Below are 13877 nucleotides of genomic sequence, written 5' to 3' on the forward strand. Positions count from 1 at the left end.
CGAACAAGGAGACACCGATGACCGCCTCACGCACCCCCGTCCGCATCCTCGCGCACGACAGCGCCGTGCCGCGTATCGCGCAAGAACTGTCCCGGCGGCGCTTCCTCGGTCTCGCCGCCCTCGCCGGCGGCACCGCGATGCTCGCGGCGTGCTCCCCGGGCGGCAGCGCCGCGCCCGCGCCCGGCGCGACGGGGGGCGACCTCGAAGCCAACCTGTCGGTCTACACGTGGGGTGACTACGACGCCCCCGAGGTCATCACGGCGTTCACCGAGCAGCTCGGTCCGCGCGTCACGTTGGACTCGTACTCATCCAACGAAGAGCTCATCGCCAAGCTCATCGCCGCGCGCGGAACGAGCGGGTACGACATCATCGTGCCGACGGGCGTCTTCATCCCGCAGATGATCGAGAACGGCCTGCTCCTGCCGTTCACCAAGGAGCTGCTCCCCAACATCGACAACATGGACCCGTCGGTGCTCGGCCGCGCGTGGGATCCCGACAACGCCTACTCGATCTGCAAGGCATGGGGCACGACGGGATTCGTCTACGACAAGAACGTCATCACGCGGGAGCTGTCGACGTGGGGGGACTTCTTCGACGCCGCCCAGAACGAGGCGAGCGGCCGCACCTCGATGTCCGATGATCCGGCCGGGATCGTCGGCGCGTACTTCTGGGCCAACGACATGGACTGGAACACCGAGGATCCCGCCGAGCTCGAGGCATGCCGCGAGTTCCTCATCACCCAGATCGCCCCGCACATCTCGGCGTTCGACTCGTACCCCGGCACGAACGCCATCCCGCAGGGCACGCAGGCGCTCGTGCAGTCATGGAACGGCGATGCGCGCCTCGGCATCCTCGAGAGTCCCGATCCCGAGCGGTGGCAGTGGGTACTGCCCGGGCCGGTGACCGAGCTGTGGATGGATAACTGGTGCATCGCCGAGGGCGCTCCCAACCCCGAGGCCGCACACGCCTTCATCAACTTCTCTCTCGCTCCCGAGAACCTCTTCCTGAACCTCGACTACATCGGATATCACGTCGGCGGGAAGGACATGGAGCAGGGCGCGATCGATGCCGGCCTGGAGCTGACCGATCTCATCTTCTTCACCCCCGACCAGCTCGAGACGATGCATGAGCAGGTGCTCAACGACTCGCAGACCGTGCGCGTCGAGATCTGGAACGCGATGAAGGCCGCCGCGGGTGAGTAGACGCTCCCCGGGCCCCCTCCTCGCGATTCCCGCGTGGCTGTGGCTGGTCATCTTCTTCGTCGCCCCCGTGGCGATGGTCGTGTGGTTCAGCTTCGGTTACAAGCCCGGCATCTTCGGCACCCACGCCAATGACGTCCTGTCGTTCGATCGCTACATCGAGGCGATGTCGCCGACGTTTTTCACGACGTTTCAGAACACCCTGTGGGTCGGGCTGATCGGCACGGTCCTGTGCTTTCTGATCGGCGCCCCGGTGGCGTACTGGATGGCCTTCAAGGTGCCCCCTCGCCGCCGCGGACTTCTGATCGCGCTCGTCCTCGTGCCGTTCTGGACCAACTTCCTCGTGCGGACGATCGGCTGGCAGGTGATCATCGCCCCCGAGGGATGGCTGTCGACCATGCTGCAGTCGACCGGCGTGCTCGACGGCCCGCTCGATCTGCTGTACACGCGCACGGCCGTCGTCATCGGCGTCGTCTACAACTACCTGCCGCTCATGGTGCTGCCGCTGTTCGTCGCGTTCGACCGGGTGGGGCCGGCCCTGCGCGAGGCATCCAAGGATCTCGGTGCCGGCAAGGTGCGCACGTTCCTGCGGGTCACGCTGCCGCTGTCGCGGCCCGGTGTCATCGCGGGTGTGCTGCTCGTGTTCATCCCGCTGATGGGTGACTACATCACCGCGACGGTGCTCGGCGGGGCGAAGGGCAACATGGTCGGACAGCTCGTCGCGAGCCAGTTCCAGACGGCCCAGAACTGGGCTCTGGGCTCGGCGATGGCGGTGCTGCTCATGCTCGTCATCACCGCCACGATCGCCCTCGTCGGCCTCGTGCTGTGGCTCGTGACGCTGCCGTTCCGATCGGCGAACCGCCTCGTGCTGGGGCCGGCGCCCGCGACGACGGAGACGACGGATGCCCCCGCTCCCGCGGGCGAGAAGGTGCGGGTATGAGCACCCACCCCTCGACCGAGACGATCCTGCGGGCACGCAGCCGCACCAAGGGGCCGCGTGCGAAGCGGCCCTGGACCGACGTGCTGCTGAACGTGTGGGGCATCCTCGTGCTGCTCTTCCTGTTCGCGCCGATCATCGTCATCGTCATCTACTCGTTCAACACGGGGCGGCTGCTCGTCGCGTGGGACGGCTTCGGGTTCGACGCGTTCCGGACGATCCTCGACAAGCCCGCGATCCAGAATGCCGTGCGCGTGTCGATCATCACGGCTGTCATCTCGGCGCTCATCGCGACGGTGCTCGGCACGCTCGCCGGCATCGCGATGGCACGCTACCCGGGCAAGTGGGCGTGGTGGCTACTGGGACTGCTGCTGCTCGTATCGGTCACACCCGAGATCGTCGACGCCGTCGCCCTGCTGCCGTTCCTCGTCTGGCTCGGGCAGGACCTCGGTCTGTCGATGTTCAACGACGGCATCGTGCGCCTCTCGGTGGGCTCGTCGCTGTTCTCGACGGCGGTCGTGTCGTACATCGTGCGAGCGCGGCTGATCGGGCAGGACGCGAACCTCGAAGAGGCCTCGGGCGACCTGTACGCGAAGCCGGTCACGACGTTCCGCCGCATCACGCTCGCGCTCGCGATGCCCGCCGTGCTCGCGGGCTTCCTGCTGGCGTTCACCCTCGCACTGGACAACACGATCGTCGCGGCGTTCGTACAGGTGTCGGGCACGACGCCGTGGCCCGTCTACGTGCTGAGCGCTGTGCGTTCCGGGTTGCGTCCCGAGATCGCTGCGGTGTCGACGATCATGCTGCTGCTCACACTCGTCGCCCTGGCCCTCGTAGCGCTCGTCCTCAAGCGCGCCGGCGACTCGGCGACCCAGATCGCCCGCACGATGACGGGCGGCTGATCGTGTCCTCTTCCCCCATGCGACCCGAAGCAGACCTGGTCTTCCGCGGAGGGGCCGTGTTCACCGCGGATGCCGTGCGCTCGCGCGCGCGATCGGTCGCCGTCACCGGCGGACGGATCGTCGCGGTCGGCGGCGACGACATCGGCAGCCTCATCGGGCCCCGCACCGAGGTCGTCGACCTCGCCGGGCGCCTGCTCGTGCCCGGGTTCCAGGACGCGCACGTGCATCCGGTCTGGGGCGGACTGGACATGCTGCGCTGCGACCTGTCCGACCACGCGACAGCTGAGGAGTATCTCGCCGCGATCGCGCGCTATGCGGCATCTCACCCTGACGACGCGTGGATCCTCGGGGGCGGCTGGCAGATGTCGGCGTTTCCCGGGGGCACCCCGACAGCCGCCGCGCTCGATGCCGTCGTGGCTGATCGCCCCGCCTTCTTCCCCAATCGCGACGGGCACGGCGCGTGGGTCAACTCCGCCGCGATGCGGCTCGCCGGGATCGACCGGGCCACCCCCGACCCCGCAGACGGCCGCATCGAGCGCGACATCGACGGTCATGCGACCGGAACCCTCCACGAGGGCGCGATGTCGCTGGTCAACCGGCTCCTGCCGGAAGAACCGCCGGAGCGACTCGTCGAAGCCCTCCTCACCGGTCAGCGCCACCTGCACTCGTACGGCATCACGGCCTGGCAGGACGCGATCGTCGGTCCGTACGGCGACGCCGGCGATCCCGGCCCCGCCTACCTCGCCGCCGCGGCGGCTGGCACACTGACGGCGCGCGTCGTCGGAGCACTGTGGTGGGACCGCACGAAGGGCATCGAGCAGATCCCCTCGCTCGTCGAGCGCCGCGACCGCTACCGTGGAGGACGCTTCGCCGCGACGAGCGTCAAGATCATGCAAGACGGGGTCGCCGAGAGCTTCACCGCCGCCATGCTCGAGCCCTACGGCGACGGGCACGGCCACCCCACCGACAACTCCGGCATCTCGTTCGTGCCCCCCGACGTGCTGAACGAGGCCGTGCCGCTGCTGGATGCTGCGGGGTTCCAGGTGCACTTCCACGCGATCGGCGACCGGGCCGTGCGCGAGTGCCTCGATGCCGTCGAGCACGCGATCGCGCGCAACGGCCGCGGCGACAACCGTCACCACATCGCCCACATCCAGGTCGTGCACCCCGATGACGTGCCGCGGTTTCGCGAACTGGGGGTCGCGGCGAACATGCAGTCCCTGTGGGCGACGCTCGAGCCGCAGATGGTCGATCTCACGCTGCCCTTCCTCGGGCAGCCGCGCAGCGCGTGGCAGTACCCCTTCGGCGATCTGCTGCGCGCGGGGGCCGTGCTCGCGGCGGGCAGCGACTGGTCGGTGTCGACGCCGAACCCGCTCGCCGCGATCCACACCGCCGTCAACCGCACGGCAGCGCCCGGCTACGAAGAGGGCGAGTACGACCCGTTCCTGCCCGAGCAGGCGATCGATCTCGCGACCTCGCTCACGGCGTACACGGCGGGCTCGGCGTGGGTGAACCACCTGGACGACGTGACGGGCACGATCGAGGTCGGCAAGCACGCCGATCTGGTGGTGCTCGACCGAGACCCCTTCGCCGGTCCCGCCGACGAGATCGGCGCGACCGGGGTTCTGCAGACCTTCGTCGCGGGCGAGCGCGTCTACGAGGCAGGGGCGACCCGATGAGCACGACGGTCTACGAGCGGCAGCGGCCCGCGGCATCCGTCATCGCCGAGAGCCTCGCCGACACCCGGCACAGCGTCTTCTGGCTCGATGACCTGCCCGCTCAGCCGCAGCGGCCGGTCTTCACGGGCACGGGTGCCGCCGAGCTCGTCGTCGTCGGCGGCGGATACACGGGCCTGTGGACCGCCCTGCTCGCGAAGCGGCGCGCACCGGATGCCCGCGTCATCGTCGTTGAAGCGCGCACGGTCGGGTGGGCGGCGTCGGGACGCAACGGCGGATTCTGCGACGCGAGCCTGACGCACGGCCGCGACAACGGAGCATCGCGCTGGCCCGGCGAGATCGATGAGCTCGATCGACTGGGCATGGCCAACCTCGAAGCGATGGGCGCGGACATCGCCGCGTACGGCATCGACGCCGACTGGGAGCGCACCGGAGCCCTCGGCGTCGCGACCGAACCGCACCAGCTCGCCTGGCTCGACGAGTGGGCGGCCGATGCCGCGCGCCGCGGCGACACGAGCATCGAGCGGCTGAGCGTCGACGAGACGCGAGCGGCTATCGCGTCTCCGGCGTTCCTGGGCGCGGTGTTCGAGAAGCAGTCCACGGCGCTCGTGCATCCGGGCAAGCTCGCGGCGGGGCTCGCGCGCGCCGCCGAAGAAGCCGGCGTCGAGATCTACGAGCATTCGCTCGTGCGAGGTCTCTCTGATGCGGGCGGCGATGTCGCGGTCCAGATGCCGCAGGGACGGGTCATCGCGTCGCGGGTCGCTCTCGCGACGAACGTCTTCCCGTCGCTGCTGCGGCGCAACCGACTCATGACGGTGCCGGTCTATGACTACGTGCTCATGACCGAGCCGTTGTCGAGCGCGCAGCTCGCGTCGGTGGGATGGGCCGGGCGGCAGGGGTTCAGCGATCTCGCGAACCAGTTCCACTACGTGCGGCTGAGCCGTGACAACCGTCTCCTCTTCGGCGGCTACGACGCCGTCTACCACTACGGCCGCCGCGTGCGCTCGGCGTACGAGAACCGGCCCGAGTCGTGGCGGCGGCTGGCGAGCCACTTCTTCACGCTGTTCCCGCAGCTCGAAGGACTGCGGTTCACTCACCGCTGGGCGGGCGCGATCGACACGTCGACGCAGTTCAGCGCCTTCTTCGGCTCGGCCCGCGGCGGACGCGTCGCCTACGCCGCGGGCTTCACGGGGCTGGGCGTCGCGGCGACCCGCTTCGCGGGCGAGGTCATGCTCGATCTGCTCGCCGGCGAGCAGACGGCGCGCACTCAGCTGCAGATGGTGCGCACCCGCCCGCTCCCCTTTCCGCCCGAGCCTCTCGCCTCGATCGGCATCCAGGCGACGCGCTGGTCGCTCGACCGGGCCGACCATGACCAGGGGCGCCGCAACCTGCTGCTGAAGAGCCTCGACGTGCTCGGACTGGGGTTCGACTCATGACCCGGCTGACGTCGGGGGTCGCTGCCGACGCCGCGCACCTGCCGGTGCCGTTCGAGACCGTGCCGCTCGACCACGTCGTGGCCGGCTCCCCCGCGACACGCGCCGTCGACCTCGACGACGCGGCGGGCCGGGTCGTCGGGGTGTGGGAGCACACGCCCGGCGTCTCGCGCGATGTCGAGTCAGACGAGGTGTTCGTCGTCCTCGCGGGCGACGCGACGGTCGAGTTCGAGCATCCGCTGCTACCGCCGATCGTGCTGCGCGCGGGGTCGATCGTGCGCCTCGAGGAGGGGATGCGCACGGTCTGGACCGTGCGCGAGACCCTCCGCAAGGTCTACGTCGCGCCGTGATGGGCCACCGGCGACGGACGCGTCAGCGCCCCGCCGACCGGCGCACGAGCAGCGCGATGTGCAGCGCCGTCTGCACTTCTCCGTCATCGAGGTCAACACCCAGCAGCTCCTCGATGAGGGCGATGCGCTGATAGAACACCGACCGGGAGAGGTGCGAAGCGGACGCCGCGGCGGTGCGGTTGCCGGGATGCGCGAGCATCGCCTCGAGTACATCGAGCAGGTCGCCGCCGCGGCCGAGGTCGTGCACGATGAGCGGCGCCAGCATCCGTTCGCCGTGGTCCAGCACGCGCGGGTCGCCGCGCAGCGCGCTCACGAGGTGCACGAGCGGCCGGTCGTCCGAGCGGCGCAGCACGGGTCCGCGGCCCCCGCGTCGACGTCGCCCGTGCGCGAGGTCGACGGCGTCGTGCAGCGAGACCAGAGCGCGTTCGACGGTGTCGGCGGCCTGCCCGATCGACACGAGGAGGCGGTCGGCGGCCTCAGGCGAATCCACGAGCGAGCGGGCGAAGCCCGTGGCGGTCGCATCGTCGAACGCGACGTCGGCGGGCAGCGACAGCAGGATCGTCGTCGCAGGGGCCGCCATGCCCTCGGGCGCCGATCCCGCGACGGCGCGACCGCGCAGCGCGCGAGCGGCCCCATCGACGGCTTCGGCTGACACGGGCACGCCGCAGGCGACGATGCCGTACAGGTGCGCGCCGCGCAGCGGGATGCCCGCCGCCTCGAGGCGCGCGGATGCGCCGCCGATGCCGGCGAAGCGTCCAGCGAGCAGTCCGTCGATGAGCCGGCGCCGCCCGATCCGGCCCCATTCATCGGCATCGCCGTCGGCCAGACGCCCGACGGCGAGCGCGATCGCGGCCTGCTCGAGCACGGCTGTGCGTCCGGCGGGGTGCGTCGGCCCCGGCAGCACGACGAGGTGCCCCCACCGGATGCCGCGTGCTTCGACGGGCACGACCGCCCAGTCCTCGGCGTCATCGAGCTCGCCCCTGTCGCGTCGCTGGTCGGCGCGGCGGTGCGCGGCGCGCGAGCGCAGCTCCCACTGCGCGAACAGCTCCTCCTCGAGGGAGAGCGGCACTTCGGCGGCGACGACCTCGTGCGCGCGATTCTCGAGCACGACGGGCGCGCCGAGGGTCTGAGCGAGCTGATGCACGATGAAATCCGCGGGTGATCCGCGCAGGGCGAGCATCGTGAAGCGCTCGTGCACCTCGTCGCGGGCGCGCAGTGCGTCGTGCTGATCCGAGATGATGCGGCTGTGCACGGCCTGCGTCAGATTCACGAACTTCACTTCTCGGTGCAGCACGATCATGGCCATCCCGCGGTCCGCGGCCACCGCGACGATCTCCGGCGGAGCGGCCCGATGTCGCGTGCCCAGTTCGAGCACGATTCCCGCGACACCGGCGTCGGCGAGGCCGTGCGCGAAGGCGGCTCGGTCCTCGGCGGCATCCGGCCAGGATGACCCCGTCGACAGCAGCAGCTCTTGGCCGTCGAGCAGACGCGCCACGCCCGCACTGTCCGACACGTGAAGCCACCGCACGCGGGCATCGAGGGCGACACCGCCCACGAGCACTTCGGGAACGCCGGCGGCGACCGCGTCGAGCGCCAGCACGTCGCGCACCGTCGGCCGGGTCTCGTGCGCGGCCCGGGCCACCGGGCGATCCGTCGGGATCGGACTCTCATCACGAGGTGCGGGAAGCATCGCGTCCGCCTCTCCATCGACACGGGACGCCCTCAGCGTAGACGACGCCGTGGATCCGTCCCGACGCGCCCCTCAGCGCCGCGGCGTCCAGCCCGAGGGTCTCGGACCATCGGCGAGGGACCGTTCGCGGTCAGCCCGCGCCGACCAGCCCTGCGCCGCGTCGACGGCGTCGAAGCCGCCGCGCGCGAAGCGCAGACCCACGTCGTCGTGGTGCATCCGCGGCGCGCCGCCGCGCCGCGTCGACGCCCGCACGCTCCACGCATCGTCGGCGAACCCGCCACCGCGGAACACGCGGTAGTCGTCGTAACGCGCCGGATCGAGCGGGTCCCAGCACCATTCCCACACGTTGCCGAGCGTGTCGAAGAGCCCGAAGAGGTTGGGATGCCGCCCACCGACCGGCTGCGGTTGCGTCACGCCGTCGGCGGCCGTCCAGGCGACATCGGCGAGCGGTCCGTAGTGGGGCCCGGTCGAACCCGCGCGGCAGGCGTACTCCCACTCCGCCTCGGTCGGCAGACGGTAGCCGTCGGAGTCGATGTGCCACGTCACCTGCTCGCCCTCGAATGTGTAGGCGGGATCGAGCCCTTCCCATTCGGATGCCGCGTTGCACACCCGCACGGCACGCAGCCAGCTGACGTCGACGGCCGGCCGCCGGGGGTGCGTCGCCGTCTCGCCGAGCAGTTCGGCCATCTGCGCCTGCGTCACGGGGTACACCCCGACCTCGAAGGGCTCGAGCTCGACCCTCCAGCGCCGGTCGCGCCGCGCGTCGTGCAGCGCGACCGATCCCGCCGGGATCGCCGCCATCTCGATGTCCGCCACGGCGGAAGTATGCCATGCGGGAATGGACCGTGACGCGGCGAGGTTATGTCATTGTTCGCTCGATCGGGAGGGATCTGTGGGCAAGAACTATATCGACATCGAAAACGACCGCGGAGAAGTGCTGCGCTACCGCAAGCACGTCAACGGCCGGGGGCTCGTCGCGCACGGCGCGAAGGTGCACCCCTCAGCCGTCGTCGAGGCGGGTGCGTATGTCGAACCGGGTGTGCAGATCGCGGCGGGCGCCCGCGTCAGCCGCGGTGTGTGGGTCGAGACCGACGCCGTCATCGGACCCGCGGCGCAGATTGCCCCGCACGCGCACATCTGCACGGGTGCCGCCATCGGTGCGGGGGCCAAGATCGGCATCCGCGTCCAGGTCGGCGTCGGCGCCAGGGTCGCGGGGGGCGCGCTCATCGGCGATGACGAGACGATCGCCGATGGCGAGCGCGTCGCGACCGACCCGCGCGGACTCCGTCTGGCGGCCTGATCCTCCCCAAACCCCCAGGCCCACCCGAACCGTCCGTATCTCACGCGAGATCGCGCAGGCGTGCGGCCAGGCCCGACTGCTCGCCCGCGCGGCGCTCGTAGGTCACCGCAATGATGAGCAGCACGGCGCCGACGACGGCGAGCGTGATCCACCACGGCATCGACTCGATTCCGCGACCGATCTGCACGACGAACGCGAAGACGTTCTCGACCGGCAGCACGACGATGCCGATGAGGAACGGCGCCGCGAGGCGCTGAGACGCCCCCACGAGGATCGCGAGCAGTGCGAGCGCGATGACGAGGATCGCCCGCCACGTCAGCGGGTCGGTGAACGTCGCCGCGATCGACGCGCTCAGCAGCACGCCAAGCCCCGGCGCGAGCAGCGCCCACGACCCGCGGAAACCGGCAGGCCATGCGCCCAGTGAGCGGATGCCGCGACCCGCGGCATCCGTCGATGACAACGCCCACGCCCCGGCCGCCAGCAGGGCGACGCCGAGCGGCAGCGAGAACCACTCGACGCGCAGGTCGCGCGGACTCCACGCGACGACGGCCGTCGCGAAGGCGAGCGCGAAGACGAACCAGACCGGCGGCAGAGCCGTCTCGCCGCGCATACCGCGGCGGGCGATGACGACGACGGCGACGAGCAGGGCGAGCATGAGGCCCCACATCGTCCAGATCGTGAGCCAGTCACGCTCGATCGCGGGCCACGTGCCCACGGCGAGCATCGCAAACGCCGGGGCGGTGAGCCACCGGGTTCGCGCCGCCGCGGACCGGCGCAGGCTGCGACCCGCGAGCAGCGACGGCAGCGCTCCCGCGGCGGCGACGCCGAGGCACACGAGCACGAGCGGCCCCGCGATCGGCGCCGTGTCGAGCCCCAGACCCAGCCGCACACCGGCGACGGCTCCCGCCGCGCCCGCGACGATGACCGCCGCGAGCGTCACAGGTCGAAGCCGTCGCATCCGCCCGCGGGATGCCGCGCCGATCAGTAGCAGCACCCACGCCGCGCCGACGAGGGCGAGAGCCCGGACCGAAGGGCCGACGACGGCGGCGAGCACGAGCACGGGCGCGATCGCGGCGAACAGCCCGACCGCGTACAGCCGGACGCCGCGCATCCCGAGCACGGTCAGCACGGCGCCCACGACGGCAGCGGCGAGCGCGGGCGGCAGCAGATATGCCTCGACGAGGGTGACACCGGTCAGCTGCCAGACGCTCCACAGTGCGCCCGTGAAAGCGGCCCCCGCGAACCACCATCCGTACCGACGGCCCGCTCCGACCGCGGTCGCGAGACCTCCGACGCCGAGGATCGTCAGGACGACGAGGGCCGTCTCGGCGCCCGCGGCGGCGCGCAGCACCGAGAGCAGCACGGCGATCGCGGCCGTCACGAGGGCGGACGCCTCGACCGCGATGCGCACGAGCGCGGCGTCGCGCTCCCCCACGCGAGGCGCGAGACCGGCGTGCACGACGGATCCGCTGGCGAGCGCGACCGCGACGATGACAGCGACGACGGGCAGCACGACCGGCGACCCGCTTCCGACCAACAGCTGTGCGCCGAGGCACACCACGACGACGGCGAGCGCCGGAACGAGCACGGCAGCGGCCGCGAGGCGCAGCACCGTGCCGAGCCCCGCGCGGCGAGTCGTCACGAGGGTGAGCGCGAGCAGGAAGATGAGCCCGGTCGACAGCGCCGTCCAGCCGCTGCGCTCGAACACGACCTGCGCGACGCCGATCAGGAAGGGCACGGCGGTCACGACGAGGATCGCATGCCACGCCCGCACGCCGATACGGCCGACGAACGTCACGACGATCGCGACGACGGCGCCCGCCGACGTCGTCAGGCACAGGCGGGCGATGTCGCCGGCACCGGCCAGTCCGAGCGCCGTCGCCAGCACGATGAGCGCGTACGCGTACGCGACCCCCACGTGCACGAACCGGGCCCGAGCCGAAACGGAGAGCGCGAGCGCGCCGATCGCTGCGACGACGAAGACGCCCGCCGCGACCGCGAGCGCGCTCTCGCGCCACGACAGGATCAGCGCGAAGAGCACGAGCACGTGCGCGCCGACCACGAGCGGTGTTCGCACGGCGACGGGCCGCAGCCGCGGCATCCGGAAGGTCATGAGACTCACGGCGGCGGCGACGGCGAGTCCCAGCGCGACGCGACCGGGCACCGTGATGCTGGGGATCGTCATGACGGTGAGCACGGCGATCGCGGCGTACCAGAGGCCGAGGTAGCCGACCCAGCGCGTGCCGGTCGGCACCGTCATGCCGTCGGCACGCACGTGCGGGCCGTGCAGGCGCTCGCGCAGCAGCGCGAACATGACGAGGCCGACAGCGAGCGAACCGAGCGCGACGGCGATCGATGCCGGATCGTCGGCCGAGAGCATGTCGGTGCCGAGCACCGCCGCGCCGCCGAAGATCGCCGCGGCCATCGTCGGCGGGACGGCCGTGACAGCGACGGTGGCGATCGCGCCGCCCGCGAGGGCGCCGCGCGCGACCGCCGAGGGCATCGGCGCGAGCACGGCGACCGTGATGGCGCCCACGACGGCGGCTGCGGTCAGTGCCGTCACCCACCACGTGCTCACGGGAAGCACCGTGAAGGGCAGCACGACGACCGCCGCGGTGCCGAGGAGCCCCGCTGTGAAGCTCCACATCCGGCGCGCCGGGTGTCGCGTCGAGAACACGGCGAGCAGGGCGGATGCCGCGAGCACGCCGCACAGCGCCGGGGCGATCGCGTCGGCGGGGAACGCCCCGAAGAACACGCCCTGCACGGGGGCGAGCAGGATCGCGCCGAATTCGAGGGCCGTGAGGCTCACCCGCTCTGTGCGCAGCGTCGTCGACAGCCGCGCGGCGAAACGTGGCGTGAGCGCGAGCAGGGCGAACGCCGCGAGCGCCGTGCCGAGGGCGCCGAGCACGGGCGCGGTGGCGGCCGCGCCGCTCATGGCCGGCACGAGGGCGAGCGCGACGAGCGATGCCCACAGCCAGGCGCGCAGCCGCAGCGCGAGGGCAGCGGCCGCAAGCACCGCGCCGACGACGAGGGTGGTCCCGGCCGCGACACCCCATTCGGCACCGGGCGCCGCGAGCGCGAGGGCACGCACATCGAGCGCGACGAAGACGACACCGAGCCCGCCGACCGCTTCGGCCGAGAACCGCAGGCCGCGGCGCACGAGCACGGCAGCGCCGGCGAGGAAGACGACGGTCACGGCGGCGACGATCAGGCCGCGCGCGAGCGGGTCGGTGAGGTCGGGGTTGAAGAACGTGAAGACGACGGCGGCGACGGCGACGAGCCCGGCCCCCGCGACGGCGAGGACGGACTGCACGGTCGCACTGGCCCCCGCCGGCGTGGCGGGCGTCAGGGTGCGCGCAGCGGCGGACGCCGGTGCGAGGCGCGGAGCGGCGACGAGCGAGGGCACGCGGTCGAGCACCGCCTGACGAGCGCGAAGGGCGGCCGAGGCCGTCTGCGAGGCATCCCACAGCTCTGCCCCGATCGTGCCGGTGAAGTCGGCTCCGCAGCGGCGGCAGTACTGCTCATCGACGCGGAATCCGCAGCGCGGGCAGGACAGCTGATCGTCGAGATGGGCGATGGCCGCCTCACTCCACCCCGGCCGGATCGCGACGGTGCTCACGGGGACTCCGGATCGTCGTCGACCCACTGCAGGATGTCGCCGGGCTGACAGTCGAGCACGCGGCAGATCGCGTCGAGCGTCGTGAAGCGGATGGCCTTGGCCCGGCCGTTCTTCAGCACCGCGACGTTCGCGGGGGTGATGTCGATCGCGGCGGCGAAGTCGCCGACCGACATCTTCTTCTTCGCGAGCTCGACGTCGAGGTTGATGATGATGGGCATCACACGACCTCCGACAGGTCCTGCTCGAGCTGCGTCGCCTTGCGCAGCAGCCCGCGCAGCACGACGATCAGGAGCGACAGTCCCGCACCGACGACGATGCCGATGAGGCAGAGGATGGCGATCGACGGCGGCGCGGCGCCGGCAGCCCACAGCAGGGCGAGGGCTGCGACGACGAGCAGGGATGCCACGACCACGACCGCGAGCGCGACGTCGACCCAGACGAACGCACGCGGCGTGAAGATGCTGTCGACGCCGACGAGCGACAGCAGCCGCCACACGCAGACGAGCAGCACCTGCGCGCACAGCGTGAACACGGTCCCGATGAGGATGCCCGGGATCTGCAGCTGCGCCAGCTCGGGGTAGCGGTCGGCCATGGCGGCCGCGGTCGCCGGGATGACGAGCACCTGGCAGAACAGCAGCAGGCCGATGAGCACGGCGATGAGGGCTTTGAGGCAGACGATCGTGGCGCGGTTCATGGGCTACCTATCGATATACGGCAATGATCTATCGCAAAACGATAGGCTACCGCCGACCCGTCCGCAAGCGCCGCCGT

The 13877-nt window shown here is 71.5% G+C and carries 12 protein-coding genes; 7 read left to right on the forward strand and 5 right to left on the reverse strand.

Going from position 1 to position 13877, the window contains the following annotated elements; genetic code table 11:
* Nucleotides 1-17: 17 nt before the first annotated feature.
* From AC25Y0_RS02650 to AC25Y0_RS02675, 6 genes are read left to right on the forward strand one after another with little or no spacing between them, the layout of a single operon-like run.
* On the forward strand, nucleotides 18-1202 hold the full coding sequence (locus tag AC25Y0_RS02650; RefSeq protein ID WP_488122799.1) for a polyamine ABC transporter substrate-binding protein: 1185 nt from the start codon (nucleotides 18-20) through the stop codon (nucleotides 1200-1202).
* Nucleotides 1195-2139 (forward strand): ABC transporter permease, encoded by a 945-nt coding sequence (locus AC25Y0_RS02655; protein WP_488134139.1) that lies wholly within the window; start codon nucleotides 1195-1197, stop codon nucleotides 2137-2139. The genes AC25Y0_RS02650 and AC25Y0_RS02655 overlap by 8 nt, the downstream gene beginning before the upstream one ends.
* Complete coding sequence (locus AC25Y0_RS02660; protein ID WP_488122801.1) at nucleotides 2136-3038, forward strand: ABC transporter permease; 903 nt, start codon at nucleotides 2136-2138, stop codon at nucleotides 3036-3038. The genes AC25Y0_RS02655 and AC25Y0_RS02660 overlap by 4 nt, the downstream gene beginning before the upstream one ends.
* A 17-nt stretch (nucleotides 3039-3055) precedes the next feature.
* A complete protein-coding gene (locus tag AC25Y0_RS02665) occupies nucleotides 3056-4717 on the forward strand; it encodes an amidohydrolase (protein ID WP_488122802.1) in 1662 nt (553 codons plus the stop codon).
* Nucleotides 4714-6150, forward strand: a complete 1437-nt coding sequence (locus AC25Y0_RS02670) for an NAD(P)/FAD-dependent oxidoreductase (protein WP_488122803.1) — start codon at nucleotides 4714-4716, stop codon at nucleotides 6148-6150. The genes AC25Y0_RS02665 and AC25Y0_RS02670 overlap by 4 nt, the downstream gene beginning before the upstream one ends.
* Nucleotides 6147-6497: a cupin domain-containing protein gene (locus AC25Y0_RS02675; protein ID WP_488122804.1), complete on the forward strand. Its 351-nt coding sequence runs from the start codon at nucleotides 6147-6149 to the stop codon at nucleotides 6495-6497. The genes AC25Y0_RS02670 and AC25Y0_RS02675 overlap by 4 nt, the downstream gene beginning before the upstream one ends.
* 22 nt (nucleotides 6498-6519) lie before the next feature.
* Here the strand turns inward: AC25Y0_RS02675 and AC25Y0_RS02680 are convergent, their stop codons facing one another.
* Both AC25Y0_RS02680 and AC25Y0_RS02685 read right to left on the reverse strand, forming a co-directional pair.
* On the reverse strand, nucleotides 6520-8139 hold the full coding sequence (locus AC25Y0_RS02680) for a PucR family transcriptional regulator (protein ID WP_488134140.1): 1620 nt from the start codon (nucleotides 8137-8139) through the stop codon (nucleotides 6520-6522).
* 120 nt (nucleotides 8140-8259) lie between these two features.
* Nucleotides 8260-9003: a formylglycine-generating enzyme family protein gene (locus AC25Y0_RS02685; RefSeq protein WP_488134141.1), complete on the reverse strand. Its 744-nt coding sequence runs from the start codon at nucleotides 9001-9003 to the stop codon at nucleotides 8260-8262.
* Nucleotides 9004-9079: 76 nt separating this feature from the next.
* On the opposite strand from AC25Y0_RS02685, the gene AC25Y0_RS02690 reads away from it, so the two are divergent.
* Nucleotides 9080-9487: an LbetaH domain-containing protein gene (locus tag AC25Y0_RS02690; RefSeq protein ID WP_488122807.1), complete on the forward strand. Its 408-nt coding sequence runs from the start codon at nucleotides 9080-9082 to the stop codon at nucleotides 9485-9487.
* A gap of 40 nt (nucleotides 9488-9527) precedes the next feature.
* Here AC25Y0_RS02690 and AC25Y0_RS02695 read toward each other — a convergent pair whose 3' ends face one another.
* The 3 genes from AC25Y0_RS02695 to AC25Y0_RS02705 are packed head-to-tail and all read right to left on the reverse strand — an operon-like array spanning nucleotide 9528 to nucleotide 13800.
* Nucleotides 9528-13106 carry an SCO7613 C-terminal domain-containing membrane protein gene (locus tag AC25Y0_RS02695; protein WP_488134142.1) on the reverse strand — a complete coding sequence of 1193 codons (3579 nt, stop codon included), beginning with the start codon at nucleotides 13104-13106 and terminating at the stop codon, nucleotides 9528-9530.
* Nucleotides 13103-13324 carry a helix-turn-helix domain-containing protein gene (locus AC25Y0_RS02700; protein WP_488122809.1) on the reverse strand — a complete coding sequence of 74 codons (222 nt, stop codon included), beginning with the start codon at nucleotides 13322-13324 and terminating at the stop codon, nucleotides 13103-13105. Before AC25Y0_RS02700 ends, AC25Y0_RS02695 begins: the two co-directional genes overlap by 4 nt.
* Complete coding sequence (locus tag AC25Y0_RS02705) at nucleotides 13324-13800, reverse strand: DUF2975 domain-containing protein (RefSeq protein ID WP_488122810.1); 477 nt, start codon at nucleotides 13798-13800, stop codon at nucleotides 13324-13326. The genes AC25Y0_RS02700 and AC25Y0_RS02705 overlap by 1 nt, the downstream gene beginning before the upstream one ends.
* Nucleotides 13801-13877: the final 77 nt, after the last annotated feature.

The sequence above is a fragment of the Microbacterium sp. Y547 genome, from assembly GCF_057669785.1.